The sequence below is a fragment of the Gilliamella sp. ESL0254 genome (assembly GCF_013344985.1).
GTDB lineage: Bacteria > Pseudomonadota > Gammaproteobacteria > Enterobacterales > Orbaceae > Gilliamella > Gilliamella bombicola.
On sequence record NZ_JAAEDU010000003.1, the window covers coordinates 83,394 to 103,408 of the forward strand.

Sequence of the window (20,015 nt, forward strand, 5' to 3'; positions counted from 1 at the left end):
AATGAGGTTATAAACATTTACGATGAAAATAAATAAATTACTTATAGCATCTTTGCTGTTCAGTACGACAGCCGTATATAGTTCCAATGCATTTTGTGTTGATGATTTTGTGGTGAAAGATATCAAATTTGAAGGTTTGCAGCGTGTGACAGTTGGTGCTGCATTACTTGAAATGCCAATTCAAATTGGTGATTATGTTAATGAAGCTGATTTAGGCCGTATCATCAAATCACTTTATGCCAGTGGTAACTTTGATAATATTACTGTTTCTCGTGATGGTGATCAGCTAATTATTCATGTTGAAGAACGTCCTACTATTGCAAGCATCACTTTTTCCGGTAATAAATCAGTAAAAGATGACATGCTTAAGAAAAATCTAGATAGTTCGGGTATCCGTGAAGGCGAAGCGTTAGATCGTACTATGCTTTCAGGTATAGAAAAGGGCTTAGAAGATTTTTATTACAGTGTTGGTAAGTACAATGCTCAAGTTAAAGCTGTTGTAACTCCTTTATCTCGTAATCGTGTTGATTTAAAGTTAGTTGTTGCTGAAGGTAAATCGGCGTTAATCGATCAGATCAATATTGTTGGAGCTAAGGCTTTTTCATCAGAAGAACTTATTGCGCGCTTTACTTTGCGTGATGAGGTGCCTTGGTGGAATATGCTTGGCAATCGTAAATATCAAAAACAAAAATTATCTTCAGATTTAGATGAGTTGCAGAGCTTTTATTTAAATCGAGGTTACGCTCGTTTTAATATAGAGTCAACGCAAGTTAGTTTAACGCCAGATAAAAAAGGCATTTACGTTACAATTAATATTCATGAAGGTGAACAATATAAAGTATCTCAACTTGAATTTATGGGTAATTTTGCAAATCATAAAGATGCGATTGCTAAAATTGCTAATGAAAAAGTAGAGATTGGTGAACTTTATAATGGCAAAAAAATAACCGAAATTGAAGATAATGTTAAACGTCTACTTGCTAATTTTGGTTATGCATACCCTAGGGTTTCGATTCAACCAGAAATGGACGATGCCGCACATACAGTTAAATTAGTTGTTCTTGTCGATGTAGGTCAACGTTTTTATGTTCGCAATATTAAAATAGTCGGTAATACCATCACAAGTGAAAGTGTAATTCGCCGCGAACTTCGACAAATGGAGGGCGCGTGGTTAAGTAATGGATTAGTTGAATTAGGTAAAGAACGTTTAAGTCGACTTGGTTTTTTTGATACTGTTGAAGCAAATACTGAACGAGTACCAGGCGTAGATGATCAGGTTGATATCATTTATAAAGTTGCTGAACGTAATACAGGTAGTATTAAATTTGGTGTCGGTATCGGTTCTGATAGCGGTCTCAGTTTCAACGCTGGTATTTCTCAAGATAACTGGTTAGGTACAGGGAATAGTGTTTCATTTGATGTTAATACTACTGATACAGATAAAACAGCATCTATTTCTCTTGTTGATCCTTATTTTACAGTTGATGGAGTAAGTTTAGGCGGTAGTATTTACTATAATACCTATAAAAATGACGATAAAGATGATGAGTCAGAATACTCAAGTAAAACATGGGGTGCATCGGCAAATTTAGGATTCCCTATTAGTGAAAATAATTTTGTTCGATTTGGTACAGAATTTGCTAATCATAAATTATCGGATATGCAACCACAGTATAGTATGTGGCGTTATTTTGATTCTATGGGTAAAAAAGCAAAAGATGAGCATTCATTTACGTATGATACAAATGATCTATTGTTGAATGCTTATTGGACATACAACTCTTTAGATCGTGGATTCTTTCCTACTGATGGTTTAAAAATGACTGCTAATGCTAAAATCACCGCACCTGTATTTGATAATCGATTCTATAAACTGATATCGGATGCATCTTACTATTATCCAATTGACAATGACCATAATTGGATATTCTTAACTCGTGCTCGATTTGGTTATGGTGGTGGTTTAGGTGGTAAAGAGTTGCCATTTTATGAAAACTTCTATGCTGGTGGGGCATCAGTATTGAGAGGGTTTAAATCAAATACTGTTGGTCCTAAAGCAGTATATCTTAATAAAGCTGGCGTTTGTGATAGTTTAGAACGTACATCTGGATGCACAAAATCAAAAGATGCCGTAGGTGGTAATGCTATAGCTTTTGTTAGTACAGAGCTAATTGTTCCAACTCCATTTGCTGGAGAAAAATACGCTGATAATCTTAGAACATCTCTATTTTTTGATGCAGGTACAGTATGGGATACTGAATGGAACTTAAAGGGGAAAGATATTCCCGATTATAGCTCTCCATCTGATATTAGAATGTCAGCTGGCCTTGCTGTTCAGTGGATGTCACCATTAGGTCCTTTGGTATTTTCTTATGCTCAACCATTTAAGAAATATGATGGTGACTCATCACAACAATTCCAGTTTAATATAGGTTCTACATGGTAATTCATGTTATAAATAAAAATACATAGGTGATTAAAGTGAAAAAAATTATAGCTGTTTTAGGCATTAGTGCCGCATTACTTTTTGCTGGATTTGCAAATGCTGAAGTTAAATTGGGTGTGATTAATGTTGAATCAGTATTAGAACGGATGCCTCAACGTGAATCAGTAAGAAAAATGTTGAAAAATGAATTTGAAGCAAGAGCCAACTCATTGCAAGAAGAAGAAAAAAAATCTAAAGAAGCTATCGCTCGTCTAAAGAAAGATGGTTTAACATTATCTTCTTCTGAAAAAGCTAAATTAAATAAGGTAATTTCCGATTTTGAAAGTAAGGCTGATGCGTTTTCAGTAGATTATCAAAAACGTCAAAAAGAAGAAGCTGAAAAATTATTTACTAAAATTCAAGAGGCAGTTAAAGATATTGTTGCAACAGAAGGATACGATGTTATTTTAAGCGCTGGAGCTACATTGTTCGCATCAGATGCAGTTGATATTTCAGATAAAGTGTTGGAAAAGGTTAAGAACTAATGTTTTCCATTCGTTTAGAGCAATTAGCTAAGCAACTTGATGCCGAGTTACATGGTGATGGTAATGTAATCATCACCGGTATAGCATCAATGAAAAGTGCGGTACCTGGGCAAATTACTTTTTTGTCTGATAAAAAATTACAAAGTAATTTATCAACATGTAAAGCTTCTGCTGTCGTAATGACTAGAGAGAGTCTTGAACATTGGGGTAGGGCTGCTCTTATTGTTAAAAATCCTTATCTTGCATATGCAAAATTAGCACAAATCCTTGATACTACGCCAACACCAGCAAAAGATATCGCACCAACAGCAGTAATTGATTCAACTGCTCAGCTAGGTTGCAATATTTCGATTGGCGCTAATGCTGTCATCGAAAGCGGTGTTGTATTAGGTGATAATTGTGTTATTGGTGCAGGTTGTTTTATTGGTAAGAATACAACAATCGGTTCTGGTACAAAATTATGGGCTAATATTTCTATTTATCATAATTGTATTATTGGTGAAAATTGCTTAATTCAATCTGGAACTGTAATTGGCGCAGATGGATTTGGTTATGCTAATGATAAAGGTAAATGGATTAAAATTCCCCAACTAGGTCGTGTTGTTATTGGTAATAATGTTGAAATTGGCGCCTCAACAACAATCGATCGTGGTGCGTTAGATGATACTGTTATAGGTAATGGTGTGATTATTGATAATCAATGCCAAATAGCTCATAACGATATTATCGGTGATCATACAGCGGTTGCTGGTGGTGTTATTATGGCTGGGAGTTTGACTATTGGTCGCCATTGCTTAATTGGTGGAGCTAGCGTGATTAATGGACATATGGAAATATGTGATCAAGTTACCGTAACTGGTATGGGGATGGTAATGCGCCCAATTACACAGCCAGGTGTTTACTCATCAGGTATTCCATTGCAAGAAAATAAAGTATGGCGTAAAACCGCGTCGTTAGTTTTACATATTGACGAAATGAATAAACGCTTGAAAGCACTTGAGAAGAAACAATTAAATGTCTCGACGTAGACGATTACGGTCGGTATAATGCATGCCTATTTTTAATATTTTTTTAGCTCAGTTATCGTTTTTATATAATTATGGACGGATAACATTCAATAATTTCGAGGTATAAAGATGCAAGTTTCGGTAGAAACAACAAAAGGTTTAGGTCGACGTTTATCAATTACAATTAAATCAGAAGACATCAAAAAAGCGGTTGATAAAGAACTAATTAATACTGCAAAAAAAGTACGTATTGACGGTTTTCGTAAAGGAAAAGTACCTTTAAAGATTGTTGAACAACGTTATGGGGCTTCTATTTTACAGGACGCATTAGGTGATTTGATGCAACGAAATTTTGTTGAAGCAATTATTCAAGAAAAATTAAATCCAGCAGGCGCTCCAACTTATACTCCACAAGAATATAAAAATGGTGAAGATTATACCTTTACTGTTGAATTTGAAGTATATCCAGAAATTAAAGTTGAAAATTTAGATAAAATTGAAGTTGAAAAACCGATAGCAGAAGTTGTAGATGCTGATATAGAGACGATGATCGAAACTTTACGCAAACAACAAGGTGCTTGGAAAGAGGTTAAAAAAGCAGCTCAAGATCAATATCGTGTTACTTTGGATTTTGTTGGTCAGGTTGACGGTGCGGAGTTCGAAGGTGGTAAAGCAAATGATTTTGCATTGGTTTTAGGTCAAGGTCGCATGATTCCTGGGTTTGAAGATGCAATTATTGGTCATAAAGAAGGTGACCAGTTTGATATTAATGTGACTTTCCCAGAAGATTATCATGCCGAAAACCTAAAAGGTAAACCCGCTATATTTGCGGCAACACTTAAAAAGGTTGAAGAGCTTGAGTTACCAGAGCTTACAAAAGATGTTATTAAACGCTTTGGTATCGCTGATGGTACTGTTGAAAGCTTACGAGCTGAAGTTTGTAAGAACATGACTAGAGAGCTCAATGCAACAATTCGTAATAAAGTCAAAACGCAAGCTATTGATGGTTTAGTTAAAAATAATGAAATTGATATACCTGTGGCATTAATCGACCGCGAAGTTGATGTGTTACGTAAGCAGGCTTTATCTCGTTTCGGTGGTAATGTAAAACCAGGTATGGAGTTACCTAAAGAACTATTTGAAGCTGAGGCAAGAAAACGAGTGGCTACTGGTTTATTATTTAGTGAAATCATTGAAAGTAATAAACTAACTGCGGATGAAGCGCGTGTTCAAGCGTTAATTGATGAAATCGCAACTGCATATGAAGATCCAAAAGAAGTTTTAGAATATTATCGTAAAGATAAAAAAGCGATGGAGAATATTCGAGCTGTTGCATTAGAAGATCAAGTCGTTGATCTATTATTAGCTAGCGCAAAAGTAACGGAAAAGAATTACTCGTTTTCTGAATTAATGAATCAGCAAATAGCTTAATCTATTTGCTTTTTCATTTAGTCCAAAAAGAGCACTTTAAAGCCCAAATAAGGAATATCTGTTTGGGCTATTTTGTTTAATTAGGAGATAAAAATGCCTTTAGAATCATATATGGGTGTTATTCCAATGGTTGTTGAGCAAAGTTCTCGAGGCGAAAGAGCTTACGATATTTACTCACGATTATTAAAAGAACGAATTATATTTTTGACAGGTCAAGTTGAAGATAATATGGCAAATCTTATTATCGCTCAAATGTTATTTCTAGAAGCGGAAAATCCTGATAAAGATATTCATTTGTATATTAATTCACCGGGTGGCGTGGTTACAGCTGGTATGGCAATCTATGATACTATGCAGTTTATAAAACCAGATGTTAGTACAATCTGTTTGGGGCAAGCATGCTCAATGGGTTCATTGCTTTTAACGGCAGGAACTAAAGGTAAACGTTATTGCTTACCTAATGCTCGTGTAATGATTCATCAGCCATTAGGTGGTTTTCAAGGGCAAGCTTCTGATATTCAAATACATGCACAAGAGATTTTACAAGTAAAGAGTCGTTTAAATAACATTTTAGCAATGCACACAGGTCAAGATATAAGTGTAATTGAAAAAGATACCGATCGTGATAATTTTATGTCTGCCGAAAAAGCAGTTGAATATGGTTTAGTTGATGCCATATACAATAAACGATCTTAATATTAGATAGGTGATAGAAGTGAATAACGAAAATTCAGAAAAATTACTCTATTGTACTTTTTGTGGTAAAAGTGAGCATGAAGTCCGTAAACTTATTGCAGGGCCATCATCTATTTATATCTGTAACGAATGTATAGGATTGTGTAATGATATCTTAAAAGAAGAAACAAAAAGTTTTCTTTCTCATGAAGAGTTTATAAGTAAGCCATTACCAACACCACATGAAATTAGAGAGCATCTTGATGAGTATGTAATTGGTCAAGAACGTGCAAAAAAAGTTTTATCCGTTGCTGTTTATAATCATTATAAACGATTACGTAATTATGCAAGTCGAAGTGATGTTGAATTGGGCAAAAGTAATATTTTGCTTATAGGACCTACAGGAAGTGGTAAAACGTTATTAGCTGAAACATTAGCTCGTTTTTTAGATGTGCCTTTTGCAATGGCAGATGCAACAACATTAACGGAAGCTGGTTATGTAGGTGAAGATGTAGAAAACATTATTCAAAAGCTATTACAAAATTGTGATTATGATGTTGAAAAAGCTCAACGTGGTATTATTTACGTTGATGAAATTGATAAGATTTCACGAAAATCGGATAATCCATCTATTACGAGAGATGTTTCTGGTGAAGGTGTTCAACAAGCTTTACTGAAAATTATTGAGGGAACAATTGCTTCAGTTCCACCAAAAGGAGGGCGTAAGCATCCTCAGCAGGAGTTTTTACAAGTTGATACTTCAAAAATTTTATTTATTTGTGGTGGTGCATTTAGTGGTTTAGATAAAGTTATCGAAAACCGCGTATCAACTAATACAGGAATAGGTTTTGGTGCTGATGTAAAAAGTACTAAGAATAAAATTTCTGAGTCAGAATTATTAGCACAAATCGAAGCTGAAGATTTAGTTAAGTTTGGCTTAATTCCAGAATTTATTGGAAGATTGCCTGTTATTGGTACTTTATCGGAGTTAGATAAAAATGCTTTAATTAATATTCTAACTGAACCTAAAAATGCTTTAACTAAACAATTTCAGACTTTGATTGAATTAGATGGCGTTGAACTTGAGTTTACAAAAGAAGCTCTGGACGCTATTGCTGTAAAAGCAATGCAACGTAAAACAGGGGCAAGGGGATTGCGTTCAATTGTTGAAAATATATTGTTAGATACAATGTATGATTTACCGTCAATGAACTCTATTAAAAAAGTGATTGTAGAAAAAGAAACGGTCGAAAAATATCAAGCACCGAAGTTAGTATACCGAGAAAATGCTGAACTATCTGCTTGAAATATAAACTTGCCATCATAAAAATATGATGGCAAGAACTATAGCCTCAAATTAATACTAAAATAAAGTGCCTTTGAAAACTGTCAATATGTCCCAAAAATAGGCTTGAATGTCTAAAAACGACCCCCATATTTATCTAATGGGTTTGTACTACTAGAGAGAAGAAAATGAAAATAAAACGAACTAAACACATGATTATGCCTATTTTACCATTGCGTGATGTTGTTGTATTTCCACATATGGTAATTCCTCTCTTTGTCGGTCGAAGTAAATCAATACGTTGCCTAGAAAGTGCAATGGAAATGGATAAGCAAGTTTTTCTTGTAACCCAAAAAAATCCTTCCCAAGATGATCCTGATGTAGATGATTTATATGAAGTCGGAACTGTTGCTAATGTCGTACAATTACTTCAATTGCCTGATGGAACTGTAAAAGTTCTTGTTGAAGGTGTTGAACGTGCCAAAATGATGGATATTGCTGTGCATGAAAATAATGAATTTTTTATTGCAAAAGTTAAGCCATTAAGCGAAGTCAAAAAGGCAGAAGATATAAGTGAAGCAATGATCCGCTTAACTTTATCTAACTTTGATGAATATTCAAAGCTTAATAAAAAAATAACTCAGGAAGTTGTTGATTCTATCCGTTTGGTAAAAGAACCATCGCGTTTAGCTGATTCTATTGCTGCTACGCTCTTTTTAAGAGTAGAACAGAAACAAGAGATTCTAGTTGCTGCTAATCTTGTAAAGCGTTTTGAGTTGCTTATTTCATTAATGGAATCAGAAATTGATTTATTACAAGTCGAAAAAAATATTCGACAACGTGTTAAACAGCAAATGGAAAAGGCTCAAAAAGAGTATTATCTGAATGAGCAAATTAAAGCTATTCATAAAGAGTTAGGTGATATAGACAATAAACCTGATGAATATGAAGAGTTAAAAGAAAAAATTACTAAAGCTAAGATGCCGAAAGAGGCTACAGATAAAGCATTAGCTGAACTTAATAAATTAAAAATGATGCCGGCAATGTCTGCTGAAGCGACGGTGGTTCGAAGTTATATCGATTGGATGATTCAAGTTCCTTGGTATAAACGTAGCAAAGTTAAAAAAGATATTGAAGGTGCACAAAAAGTTTTAGATAAAGATCATTATGGACTTGAACGTGTAAAAGATAGAATTTTAGAATATTTAGCGGTTCAAGGCCGTGTTAATAAAGTTAAAGGTCCTATTTTGTGTTTGGTCGGGCCTCCTGGTGTGGGTAAAACCTCGCTAGGTCAATCGATAGCTAAAGCAACAGGTCGTCAGTATATTCGCATGGCGTTAGGTGGCGTGCGCGATGAGGCGGAGATTCGTGGACATAGACGTACTTACATTGGTTCAATGCCGGGCAAATTAATTCAGCGTATGGCAAAAGTAGGTGTTAAGAACCCATTATTTTTATTAGATGAAATTGATAAGATGGCATCGGATATGCGTGGTGATCCTGCCTCAGCATTATTAGAAGTACTTGATCCAGAGCAAAATAATGCTTTTAGCGACCATTATTTAGAAGTTGATTACGATTTATCTGATGTAATGTTTGTTGCAACGGCTAACTCTATGAATATTCCTGCCCCCTTGTTGGATAGAATGGAGGTTATTCGTCTTTCTGGTTATACAGAAGATGAAAAGTTGAATATAGCTAAGCAACATTTAATTACCAAGCAGATAGAAGATAATGGCTTAAAGTCAAAAGAAATTAGCATTGATGATTCAGCCATCATCGGCATTATCCGCTATTATACTCGTGAAGCGGGTGTTCGAAGTTTGGAAAGAGAGATTGCAAAAATTTGCCGTAAAGTTATTAAACAGTTAGCATTAGACAGTAAATTGAAAAAGGTAACTGTGACACAAGATAACTTAAAAGATTTCTTGGGAATACAACGTTTTGATTACGGTAAAACGGATAATGAAAACCGCATCGGCCAAGTTGTTGGTCTTGCATGGACCGAAGTCGGAGGCGATTTGCTTACTATTGAATCGGTAAGTGTACCTGGGAAAGGGAAATTAACTTATACAGGTTCATTAGGTGATGTTATGCAAGAGTCAATACAAACGGCATTGACAGTTGTTCGGTCTCGTGCAGAAAAATTGGGTATTAATAATGATTTTTATGAAAAACGCGATATCCATGTGCATGTACCTGATGGCGCAACGCCAAAAGATGGGCCAAGTGCCGGTATTGCTATGTGCACTTCATTAATTTCAACATTAACTGGTAATCCAGTTCGCTCAGATGTTGCTATGACGGGAGAAATAACATTACGTGGTGAAGTTTTACCCATCGGTGGACTAAAAGAGAAGCTATTAGCTGCGCATCGAGGTGGAATTAAAACTGTATTAATCCCAATCGATAATGTTAAAGACTTAGAAGAAATCCCTGAGAATGTGAAAGCGGAAATTGATATACATCCTGTAAAATGGATTGATGAAGTATTAACAATTGCATTACAAAATAATCCATTAGGTATAGAGTTCGTAGCTAAAAAAACGACATTAAAGCAACCTGTAAAAAAAACTATAAAAAAAATAAAAAGTAGTGTTGGCCGTTCAGCTAGCTTAAATTAATTATTTTTTAATTTGAAAAAGATCAACTTGGTGTTGATCTTTTTTTTTGGACTTAATATTCGGACAATAGCCAATTTAGTTAAATATGCTATACTTTCAAAAATAAACATTAGGTATACGGAGAATCGCAAGAAATGATGGAAACAATCCGAACAGCAGCAAATAATCTTGTTGTTAAGATTATTTTTGCAATAATTATTTTATGTTTCATTTTCACGGGCGTCGGATTTTTAGGTTTTGGCGGTGGTAATAATAGTGCACGTGATCAGCAACAATACATCGCCAAAGTTGATGGTGACGGTATCAGCCGCACTGAATTTGAAGCCCAAGCTAGACGAGCAACAGCGAATACTGGAGGGGATAGTTCTTTTATCAAACAGATACGTCGGGGTGTATTATCAGATCAAATTGATAATTATTTAGCTTATAAATTTTCAGCAAAGATAGGTGTAACTATTAGTAATGAACAGATTAAAAATTACATTAAGAAACAAAGAGATTTTTTTAAAAATGGTAAATTTGATACTCAAAAATATTTAACCCTTCTAGCTGAAAATAATATTACTCCAGATGCTTATGCCGAAATTATAAGAACTGTATTGCAGCAACAACAGGTGATTAATGCTTTGACAAATAGCAGTTTTGTTTTGCCAATCGATTCTGAAATATCTTCACTCAAAAATCAAACTAGAAGTGTATATGCTACTTCAGTTAATACTTCAATAAGTGATATTGATGAAACACATATTACGATAGATGATGAACAAAAATACTATAACGAAAATTTAAAAGAGTTTTTTAGGAAAGAGAGAGTAAAAGTTAAATATATTTTTGTATCAGAAGATGCTATAAGAAAAACAATTGATGTTACTGAAGACGAGATTAAGAATGAGTATAATAAAAATATTAAAACTTATTCTTATCCAGCTAAGAAAGCCTATAGTGTAATTTTTGTTATTGATGAACAGCAAGCTAATCAAATTGCGAAGGATCTTTCTTCTGGAGCTGATTTTGATAATATTGCTAAAACTTTCAATCAAAATCATGATATTTCTCCATATGGTAAAAATGGGTCATTAGGGTGGTTTGCTGATGATGACTCTTTACCTCAAGTTTTTAAAAATGCTCAGTTGAAAAAAGTAGGGAAAATTTCATCACCAATTAAAGTTGACGGCGGTTATGCAATCGTGAAATTAGATGATATACAGCCCTCTAAGGTTATGGATTTTGATTTTGCGAAGTATGAAATTGATTCAAAACTGACTCAACAAAAAATACAGCAGACTTTGGAAAATGACGAAAATAAAATTAAAATTGCATTACATGACTCTCCTAAAAGTATTGAAGAACTTGCTAAGAAAGTTGGACTAGAAGTAAAGACCTCTGATTGGATATTTTTCAACGATAAATTTGGAATAACAACTCATCCTGAAGTTAGTGACGTAGTTTTTAGTGAAGAAATGATAGCCGATGGTAAAGCAACAGGGAAAATTTCTGATTTAATAATTGCTGAAAGGAATTATGGTAGATATGATTTTGTTGTACAAACAATTGATTATCGTCCTGAAGGTGTTGCGCCATTTGATGAGGTGAAAAACGAAATTCATAAAAAACTCTATGCAAAAATGGCTCAAAACCAGTTTAAATCTAGTGTCGATAATATATTGACTCAATTAAATGAAACAGGAGAAGCTAAAAATGTTCAGTTTGCACAAAAATACACCTTGAAACGGAATTCAACCGAACTCGACCCAAAAGTTGTTAATATGGTATTTAATTTAAATCCATCAGCATCAGGAAAGAGGATTTTTGGTGCGGAATTTATCGATGATAAAAGTGCTTATATTGTTGTACTAACTAAGGTAGATACCCCAACAAAATATGAAGATCTTTCTTCTGAGCTGTTACCTTTATTCATTAGTGAAATGCATTATTATCTTGCTGCTGACATACGCTCTAAAGCTAAGATAGAAATTATGCCAGATGCTAATCTGTGATTTAGTTCTCAAAATAGTAGCAATTATCGAAAAAAAGAAAAGTCACTTAGGTGGCTTTTCTCATTCTTGCCATTCATGAAATTTGTTTTATTTGATTAAGTGAGATAGTTATAAAGCAAATTTATTTGCCTAACTATTTTGGGAGATTAATCAAATGAAATTATTTTCACTATTATGTATTTTATTATCAAGTTTTGTTTTTTCTAACATAAGCTTTGCCGATTCAACTCCAACGACATCGGCTAAAGTTAAACAAGAACAAAAACAAGTTGTTCAAGTAAATATTAATACTGCAACGGCAGAAGAATTATCAAAAGTATTGACGGGGATTGGGCCAAGTAAAGCCCATAAAATTATCGAATATCGAGAAAAATTTGGCCCTTTTGTTTCGGTTGAGCAGTTAAAAGAAGTTTCTGGTATTGGTCAAGCAACACTAGATAAGAATGCCGGTAAAATAATTTTATAATTTATTATTTCCACCAATTAATATTGGTGGAAATAATATCAATCTAATTATCAATTGGATCGACATCAATACTCCATCTCACTTTCGATGTTTCATTCCATTGACCTATTTCTATTAATAGTTGATTTAATATTTGCTGCAAATGTTGCCTATTTGTATGTTGGAGCAGTAATTGCCAACGATGATAGCCCGCTTTTTTGGGTTGACTTGCAGGCATTGGCCCAAGTTGCCATAACGTATGATTATAATGTGCTTTTAACCAATCATAAATGTGTTGTAAAAGTGTTGGTGCGTAATAATTATTGCGATCTGCTGCACGAATCAATGCTTGATAACTAAATGGAGGTAGTTGGGTTTGTTTTCTTTCTTGTAATGTCAGCTTGGCAAATTTTTGATAGCCTTCAGTTAGTAATACATTAAGTAATGGATGATCAGGATGATACGTTTGTAAAATGACCTGACCAGCTTTTGCTGCACGGCCAGCTCTTCCTGATACTTGTGTATAAATTTGAGCAAATCGTTCAGTTGCTCGAAAATCACTTGAAAATAAAGCTCCATCAACATCTACAATTCCAACCAAAGTTACATCAGGGAAGTGATGTCCTTTTGCCAAAATTTGTGTGCCAACTAAAATGTGTGCACCACCTTGTTGAATACTGTGTAAATAGTTATCTAATGCACCTTTTTTACTAACTGTATCTCGATCAATACGACTAATTTTGATATTAGGAAAAAGAATCTCAAGTTGCTGTTCAAGTTGTTCTGTTCCAAATCCAATCGGCATTAAATGAGTAGAGCCACATTTTGGGCATTGTTTGGGTACTGCTCTTGGTGTATCACAATAATGACAAATCAGCTTGTGTTGTTTCTGATGAAATGTATAGGGCCTATCACAACGAGGACACTCAGCAATCCAGCCACAATCATGACATATTAATAATGGTGAAAAGCCTCGACGGTTTAAAAATAACATTACCTGATTATTATTAGATAAATGTTTTTTTATTTGCTCAATTAATGGTTGTGATAAACCAGCAGTAAGTACTAACCCACGCAAATCTAAAATTGACTGTTTGGCTAACGTTGCATTACCTGCTCTTTCTGTTAATTGTAATAAGTGGTACTTATCGTTTTGTGCATTATTGAGTGTTTCAAGCGATGGTGTTGCAGAGCCTAAAATAATCGGAATATTATTAAATTTAGCTCGTATAATTGCTAAATCTCGCGCATGATAGCGCCAACCCTCTTGTTGTTTATAGGAGCTATCATGTTCTTCATCAATAATAATTACCCCTAAGTCTTTAAATGGGGTAAAAAGTGATGAGCGAGTACCTACAACAATAGCATTTTCTCCATTTTTACTTCTTAACCAAACTGCTAGTCTTTGTTTATCTGTTAATCCTGAATGAAGAATATCAATTGGAGCATTAAAACGTTGTTTAAAACGTTTAATTGTTTGTGGTGTTAAACCAATCTCAGGAACAAGTACTAATGCTTGTTTTCCTGCAGTTAAAATATTAGAGAGTATATTCAAATAGACCTCAGTTTTACCTGAGCCAGTTACGCCTTCTAGTAAAAATACCTCAAATTGTTGATTTTGTTTATTGACTGTTTCTATCGCATAACTCTGCTCTTTATTTAACTGAATTGAACTAGCATTAGCTGAAAAATTTGTTTGCCATTGAATGTGATCTGGCTGGTGGCTTACTTGCTCTATAAGCTGTTTTTTCTGTAATTCGTGATAAACTGTGCTACTTACGTTAGTGTTAGAAATAGTATTATTTCTAAATGATGATAGTAATAATTGCTGTTTTGGGGCTCGTGATAGCGATTCTAAATCAATCTGCTTCCCCAATTGGGTTAATTGCCATTGTTTGATTTCTTCTTTGACCGCATGGCGTCCTTGTCTTAGCAAAATAGGCATAGCATGAAACAGAACCTCGCCGATAGGGTAGTGGTAATAACTAGCAGCCCAGTTTAATAGCTGCCAAATAGAAGGTGTAAAAACTGGTTCACTATCAATAACTGCTTTAATGGTTTTTAGTTTTTTTACATTAAATTCTGTTTTTTCATCAATGTTAACAATAATGCCTATTGTATCTCTTTTACCAAAAGGAACTTTAACCCGCATTCCAACTTGAGCAGGCATCGCTAAGCTATAATCATAAAGTTGATAGAGTGGCACAGGTAAGGCTACATGAGCAATAGGCATTGAAAAGTCACAATTATAATTCATCAAAAGTTATATTGTACGCAGTTTTCGTTTAACTCGCAAAATCTAACCTGATTTATTCTATTTTAATAAATTTAGTGTGTTATTGATCTAGTCAAATGTGGTGGTATCTATTTATAAAATTTGCTATCTTGGCAATACAATATAGTTTTACTTTTTTAAGGAATATATAGCGGATGTCTGAATCCTTTTCACACATTAATCGCCAAGGCGATGCCCACATGGTTGATATATCAAATAAACCAATCACTACTCGGGAAGCAAGAGCTGAATCCTTTATTATGATGAATGCCAAAACATTAAATAGCATTATTGAGGGAAAACACCATAAAGGTGATGTTTTTGCAACGGCAAGAATTGCGGGCATCCAAGCTGCAAAAAAGACGTGGGAACTTATTCCTTTATGTCATCCCCTTTTATTGAGTAAAATTGAAATTAATATTGAAGCTGATTTAGTGAATTGTTGTGTCAAAATTGAATCTATTTGTCGATTGAGTGGTCAAACGGGTGTCGAAATGGAAGCATTGGTAGCCGCCTCTGTTGCTGCGTTAACTATATATGACATGTGTAAATCTGTTCAAAAAGATATGGTGATTACTCAAGTAAGACTATTGACAAAAAAGGGTGGTAAATCTGGCGATTTTGTAGCTAAATCATAAGAACAGTGAGTAGTATGAATAAAATTATTTTTTTTGCCCAAATTAGAGAGTTAATTGGTGTAGAGAGTTTGATGTTAGATGCAGAACAACTTTCAATTTTTCGTCTTATTGAACAATTAAGTGATCGTGGTGATCAATGGTTATTGGCTTTCAAAGAGCGTTCTGTTTTATGTGCTGTAAATCAAACATTGGTTGATTTTGATTATATTGTTCAAGCTGGCGATGAAATTGCGTTCTTTCCTCCTGTGACAGGAGGTTAGTATTATGGATCTTATTAAAGTTAGCCAAGAACCTATTGATGTTAATAAGCTAACCGATTGGCTTTCACAATTACCACAAGATGGTGCCATTGTTACCTTTATGGGCAAAGTTCGTAGTATTGAAAAATATACAATAAGCTTATTTTTAGAGCATTATGCAGGAATGACTGAAAAGGTTTTGGTTAATATTATTGCTCAAGCTAGAGAACGATGGCAATTAAGCCGAGTAGCTATTATTCATCGTGTTGGTAAAATTAATGTCAACGAACAAATTGTATTTGTAGGTGTGAGTAGTGCACATCGAGCTGATTCATTTGCAGCAGCTGAATTTATTATGGATATATTAAAAAATGAAGCCCCGTTCTGGAAAAAAGAGAGAACTACTGATGGCGATATATGGGTTGATGCAAAAAAATCCGATGCTGACGCATTGAAAAAATGGTATTAGTGGTTATTTAGGTTATAATAGTATTAAGCTATATCATGTATTTTATTCGAGGTGATTAATGGAAAATTATTCACCTAACGGCTCAAATTTTGAATAGGAAGGTAGCCGCCTTCAATTTTGTTTAAATTAAATAAAGGGCTCTGAATTGAGCCTTTTTTGTATATAAAATTCTTATCATTAAGTCATTACCCAATAGCGAATACTATGAAAAAATTATACTATTTTGTTCTAATTAATATCTTTATTTCATCAATACTAGCAATTCGATTTTTTATTGTACCAGGTGCGTCTTTTAATTGGGCTGGAGTGACATTTTCAGTATTTGCTGTGTTGGGGCATTTTTTCTCTGCTTATTTATTACTTTTTATTGTTTGTATTCCTTTTATTTGGCTTAAACAGTCTATTCGTAATATTATTCTTGCTGCAATATTCAGCTTTATCCAAATTGGATTATATATTGATACTATTGTTTTTCAACAGTACCGATTTCATGTAAATCAATCTGTTTTAGCAATGGTTTTATCGGGTCAAGTTGTTGATTTTTCAATAATTACTTATTTATTGATGTTAGCTGTTATTATTGTTTCATTCTGTGCTGAATATTTTATTCTTTATCTTGTTAATAAAAAATTCACTGTACAGCATAATAAATCAAAAATTCTTTTGATATCAACAATATTTCTTTTTAGCTCATTTTTAGTGAACCATGTAGTACATATGGTTGCCTTTTATTACGCTTATTCACCTATTATGGTTGTAAAAGAATATATTCCATTGTATAAGCCATTTACGTCGAAAAAGATTATGAGCTTTTTTGATGCAAATGGGCAAAGAAAAGTCGTATATAATAAGAATAATGACAACACTGGTGTTGATTATCCCAAAAAAGAATTGGTGATTAATCCTGAAAATAATAAGCCACAAAATATTATGTTTATTGTCTTAGATTCTTGGCGATATGATACCTTTAGTGAGGCTATTTCTCCTAATACATTCCGTTTTGTTAAGCAGAATAATGGTGTGATTTTTGATAACCATTACTCAACAGGGAATGCAACTCGTACAGGTATTTTTGGGCTATTTTATGGTATTCCTGGTACGTATTGGGATTCATTTTTACGAAATAGTATTCCTTCACTGTTTATCACAACGTTACAAAAAGAAAACTATAATATCGGCATCTTTACTTCAGCTAAAGTTTCTGCTCCAGAATTTGATCGAACTGCATTTGTCACCATCAAAAATTTAAGAATCAGTAGTAAAGATGGTTCGGCATCTAGTCGTGATAAACAAATCACAGAGGATTGGCTTGCATGGTATAAAGCTCGCGATACTTCTCGACCGACATTTTCTTTTTTATTTTATGATGCTCCTCATGCTTACGATTTTCCTGCCGATTTTTCGGTCAAGTTTAAACCTATTGGTGATCTAAATTATATGACATTGAATAATGATACAGATCCTTTGCCAATTTTTAATCGTTACAAACAAAGTGTTTATTATGATGATTATTTATTACAAAATGTCTATGATGAGCTTGCTGCATCAGGTTCTTTAGATAACACAATATTGATTATTACTGGTGATCATGCTCAAGAAATGAATGATAATAAACTTGGATTTTGGGGGCATAATGGTAATTATACTGATGCACAAACAAAGGTTCCTTTTATTATTATTGGCGCGAAAGAGTTAGAAAATCTTAAAAATAATAGTAAAAAATTAACTAGCCATGAAGATGTCGTTCCTACCTTAATGAAACATTATTTATATGTAAAAAATGATATAAGCGATTATTCGACAGGTTATGACTTATTTAGTCCTATAACTGATCGTAATTGGCTTTTGATGTCAAATTATAGTTCTTATGCAGTTAGAACGTCTGATCATATTTATTTCGTGAATCGATTAGGTATTAATCATTATATGGATTTACATAATCGTGAAACAGATGAAACACCAAATTATCAATACATTCAAGAAGCGATGAATCATATGCGTTATTTTTCCCAATCAGGGCTAAATAGCTTAAAAGATAAAAACAATTAGGTATAAATTGGCGAATCATTATCTACCACGAGCATGGTAGATAATGATTTGTGTATTAGCGCACGTCGGCACAATTTAGACAATAAATATAGCGATTTTGTGGGTCTTGAAACTTATTCCATAAAGAAACATGTTCTTTAAGTTGTTTCGCTGCTGGTAGTTGTTCAAAAAATATTTCTGCAGTGGATTTAGGTAACATAGCTATCATATCCGAATAAAATGCATTAAACCAATTTCCTTTTGGTTTTTGCCAGTCAATTTCATAATCAGTTACATTCGCTAATGTTGCAGCAGTTTCAATGGCATCATCAATATCGCCTAACTTATCAACAAGTCCAATTTTGCTTGCTTCTGACCCTAACCAGACTTGGCCTTGTCCAATTTTATCGACTTGTTCGGTTGTCATATTTCTTGCATCTGCTACTAACGAAATAAATGTTTGATAACCATTATCAATATTCATTTGAATTAATTGGCTCATTTCTTTAGGCAGATTTTGTGTTGAGGTATTATTTGCTAATGGTGATGTAGTTATACCATCACTATAAACACCAATATGAGATAAAGAGTTTTCGAATGTTGGAATAATACCGAAAATACCAATAGAGCCAGTAATCGTATTTGGGCTAGCAACTATGTAATCAGATGCGGTAGATATCCAGTATCCACCTGATGCAGCCATTCCTCCCATAGATACAACGATAGGAATCTGGTAATCACGTAGCGCTTCTAGTTCACTACGAATTGCTTCCGATGCATCTACACTACCCCCAGGGCTATTTACACGTAATACTATTGCTTGTATGTTATGTTTGTTTAAGTTTTTACGAATCTTTCTCAGCTGTTCAACAATGTCTTGGCTACCAGCAATATTACTACTATTTTCGCCATTGGTGATAGTACCATTGACAAATACAACTGCAATCAGTGGTTTTTTCCCCTTAGAGTCACTGTTTGATTTTTCATTTTTTGATTTAAGTTGATAATCATAAATGCTAACCTCATGTTGGTTATTGAAATCAAGTTCATATTGATAGTTAGAGGCAATAGCATCGACTAATCCATTAGATATAGCATATTGAGCCATGTTACCATTAGTTTCTTTTAACGCTGTTAACATAATATTTGGGGCGGGAACCAATTGTGTATCGGCTTTTTTTCGTTGTGTAGAAATGTCATTAAGATAGTTATTCCACATAAGTGTTAACCAGCGTGTTGTATTGCTTTTTGCTTCTTCAGACATGTCATTGCGAATAAATGGTTCAATGGCTGATTTATAAGTACCTACTCTAAAAACATGTGTATTGATTTTTAAATTATCAAGTAAGGTTTTATAGTATAGATTATTAGCGGATAGCCCATATACATTAACAGAACCAAGTGGTGCTAAGTATATTTTATTAGCATAGCTAGCTAAATAATATTGGCTTTGATTGAAATTTGAACCAAAAGCATAAATAGGTTTATTTGCTTCGCTAAATTTGGTTAAATATTTCCCAATATATTGTAGCGAACTTATATCGGCACCAGTAAAATTATCTAATTTAAGTACTATACTTGTAATTTTTGGATCAGTAGTAGCTTGAGCTATTTTTTGAGTTAATTCAAATAAACTATTCTCACGAGAAGTATTGACTTTTTTGCCATAGATTTTGTTTTGTAAAGCATAGATTTCATCACTGTAAAGTGTGTTGTCAACAATAATTCCTTCAATATCCAGAACTAATGAACCATATTGTGGAACAATTTCTTGTTTTTGTGCTTCTTTGATTAATGCAATAGAGCTAAAGATCAAAATAATAATAATTAGAAAAATTAAGTTAAGAAATATTTCTCTAATAAAGTTAATCATTTTCCATATTGATTTAATGGCAGATAAAGCAGACATAATAATTGATCCTTTTATAGTGG

14 protein-coding genes and 1 pseudogene are annotated in these 20,015 nt (G+C 33.7%); 13 read left to right on the forward strand and 2 right to left on the reverse strand.

Annotation, left to right across the window (positions count from 1 at the left end):
• The first annotated feature begins 22 nt into the window (after positions 1 to 22).
• From bamA to GYX25_RS08675, 9 genes and pseudogenes are all read left to right on the forward strand, one after another.
• Entirely contained in the window at positions 23 to 2,446 is a 2,424-nt protein-coding gene (bamA, locus tag GYX25_RS08635; RefSeq protein ID WP_091348637.1) for an outer membrane protein assembly factor BamA, read from the forward strand.
• Positions 2,447 to 2,481: 35 nt separating this feature from the next.
• A complete protein-coding gene (locus GYX25_RS08640) occupies positions 2,482 to 2,970 on the forward strand; it encodes an OmpH family outer membrane protein (protein ID WP_160402096.1) in 489 nt (162 codons plus the stop codon).
• Complete coding sequence (gene lpxD / locus GYX25_RS08645) at positions 2,970 to 3,998, forward strand: UDP-3-O-(3-hydroxymyristoyl)glucosamine N-acyltransferase (RefSeq protein ID WP_174787189.1); 1,029 nt, start codon at positions 2,970 to 2,972, stop codon at positions 3,996 to 3,998. The genes GYX25_RS08640 and lpxD overlap by 1 nt, the downstream gene beginning before the upstream one ends.
• Before the next feature lie 108 nt (positions 3,999 to 4,106).
• Positions 4,107 to 5,408 carry a trigger factor gene (tig, locus tag GYX25_RS08650; RefSeq protein WP_091348647.1) on the forward strand — a complete coding sequence of 434 codons (1,302 nt, stop codon included), beginning with the start codon at positions 4,107 to 4,109 and terminating at the stop codon, positions 5,406 to 5,408.
• Between the two features lie 93 nt (positions 5,409 to 5,501).
• Positions 5,502 to 6,104 carry an ATP-dependent Clp endopeptidase proteolytic subunit ClpP gene (gene clpP / locus GYX25_RS08655; protein ID WP_091348650.1) on the forward strand — a complete coding sequence of 201 codons (603 nt, stop codon included), beginning with the start codon at positions 5,502 to 5,504 and terminating at the stop codon, positions 6,102 to 6,104.
• Between the two features lie 10 nt (positions 6,105 to 6,114).
• Entirely contained in the window at positions 6,115 to 7,389 is a 1,275-nt protein-coding gene (gene clpX, locus GYX25_RS08660) for an ATP-dependent protease ATP-binding subunit ClpX (RefSeq protein WP_091348653.1), read from the forward strand.
• A 167-nt stretch (positions 7,390 to 7,556) separates the two neighbouring features.
• Positions 7,557 to 9,914, forward strand: a pseudogene (gene lon / locus GYX25_RS08665) (endopeptidase La); the annotation flags it as partial.
• 212 nt (positions 9,915 to 10,126) lie between these two features.
• On the forward strand, positions 10,127 to 11,989 hold the full coding sequence (locus tag GYX25_RS08670) for a SurA N-terminal domain-containing protein (protein ID WP_174787190.1): 1,863 nt from the start codon (positions 10,127 to 10,129) through the stop codon (positions 11,987 to 11,989).
• Positions 11,990 to 12,143: 154 nt separating this feature from the next.
• Positions 12,144 to 12,455 carry a ComEA family DNA-binding protein gene (locus GYX25_RS08675; protein WP_091348659.1) on the forward strand — a complete coding sequence of 104 codons (312 nt, stop codon included), beginning with the start codon at positions 12,144 to 12,146 and terminating at the stop codon, positions 12,453 to 12,455.
• A 43-nt stretch (positions 12,456 to 12,498) separates the two neighbouring features.
• Here GYX25_RS08675 and priA read toward each other — a convergent pair whose 3' ends face one another.
• Positions 12,499 to 14,667 (reverse strand): primosomal protein N', encoded by a 2,169-nt coding sequence (gene priA, locus GYX25_RS08680; RefSeq protein WP_174787219.1) that lies wholly within the window; start codon positions 14,665 to 14,667, stop codon positions 12,499 to 12,501.
• Positions 14,668 to 14,864: 197 nt separating this feature from the next.
• Here priA and moaC point away from each other — a divergent pair, with 197 nt between their 5' ends.
• The 4 genes from moaC (at position 14,865) to GYX25_RS08700 (ending at position 18,104) form a co-directional block, all read left to right on the forward strand.
• The gene (gene moaC, locus GYX25_RS08685; RefSeq protein WP_091348666.1) at positions 14,865 to 15,347 is read left to right on the forward strand and encodes a cyclic pyranopterin monophosphate synthase MoaC; all 483 of its coding nucleotides are present in this window, start codon (positions 14,865 to 14,867) and stop codon (positions 15,345 to 15,347) included.
• Positions 15,348 to 15,361: 14 nt separating this feature from the next.
• Positions 15,362 to 15,607 (forward strand): molybdopterin synthase sulfur carrier subunit, encoded by a 246-nt coding sequence (moaD, locus tag GYX25_RS08690; RefSeq protein WP_091348669.1) that lies wholly within the window; start codon positions 15,362 to 15,364, stop codon positions 15,605 to 15,607.
• A gap of 4 nt (positions 15,608 to 15,611) precedes the next feature.
• Positions 15,612 to 16,055 carry a molybdopterin synthase catalytic subunit MoaE gene (gene moaE, locus GYX25_RS08695; RefSeq protein WP_180214369.1) on the forward strand — a complete coding sequence of 148 codons (444 nt, stop codon included), beginning with the start codon at positions 15,612 to 15,614 and terminating at the stop codon, positions 16,053 to 16,055.
• Positions 16,056 to 16,259: 204 nt separating this feature from the next.
• A complete protein-coding gene (locus tag GYX25_RS08700) occupies positions 16,260 to 18,104 on the forward strand; it encodes a sulfatase-like hydrolase/transferase (protein WP_091348674.1) in 1,845 nt (614 codons plus the stop codon).
• Positions 18,105 to 18,159: 55 nt separating this feature from the next.
• On the opposite strand, the gene sppA is transcribed toward GYX25_RS08700, so the two are convergent.
• The gene (gene sppA, locus GYX25_RS08705; RefSeq protein ID WP_174787191.1) at positions 18,160 to 19,992 is read right to left on the reverse strand and encodes a signal peptide peptidase SppA; all 1,833 of its coding nucleotides are present in this window, start codon (positions 19,990 to 19,992) and stop codon (positions 18,160 to 18,162) included.
• Positions 19,993 to 20,015: the final 23 nt, after the last annotated feature.

Bases quoted from the DNA above. Each gene is read 5' to 3' on its own strand.
- sppA (WP_174787191.1), bottom strand. From the start codon at position 19,992: ATGTCTGCTTTATCTGCCATTAAATCAATATGGAAAATGATTAACTTT.
- priA (WP_174787219.1), bottom strand. From the start codon at position 14,667: ATGCCTATTGCTCATGTAGCCTTACCTGTGCCACTCTATCAACTTTAT.
- moaD (WP_091348669.1), top strand. From the start codon at position 15,362: ATGAATAAAATTATTTTTTTTGCCCAAATTAGAGAGTTAATTGGTGTA.
- GYX25_RS08675 (WP_091348659.1), top strand. From the start codon at position 12,144: ATGAAATTATTTTCACTATTATGTATTTTATTATCAAGTTTTGTTTTT.
- lpxD (WP_174787189.1), top strand. From the start codon at position 2,970: ATGTTTTCCATTCGTTTAGAGCAATTAGCTAAGCAACTTGATGCCGAG.
- clpP (WP_091348650.1), top strand. From the start codon at position 5,502: ATGCCTTTAGAATCATATATGGGTGTTATTCCAATGGTTGTTGAGCAA.
- moaC (WP_091348666.1), top strand. From the start codon at position 14,865: ATGTCTGAATCCTTTTCACACATTAATCGCCAAGGCGATGCCCACATG.
- GYX25_RS08700 (WP_091348674.1), top strand. From the start codon at position 16,260: ATGAAAAAATTATACTATTTTGTTCTAATTAATATCTTTATTTCATCA.
- tig (WP_091348647.1), top strand. From the start codon at position 4,107: ATGCAAGTTTCGGTAGAAACAACAAAAGGTTTAGGTCGACGTTTATCA.
- moaE (WP_180214369.1), top strand. From the start codon at position 15,612: ATGGATCTTATTAAAGTTAGCCAAGAACCTATTGATGTTAATAAGCTA.
- bamA (WP_091348637.1), top strand. From the start codon at position 23: ATGAAAATAAATAAATTACTTATAGCATCTTTGCTGTTCAGTACGACA.
- GYX25_RS08670 (WP_174787190.1), top strand. From the start codon at position 10,127: ATGATGGAAACAATCCGAACAGCAGCAAATAATCTTGTTGTTAAGATT.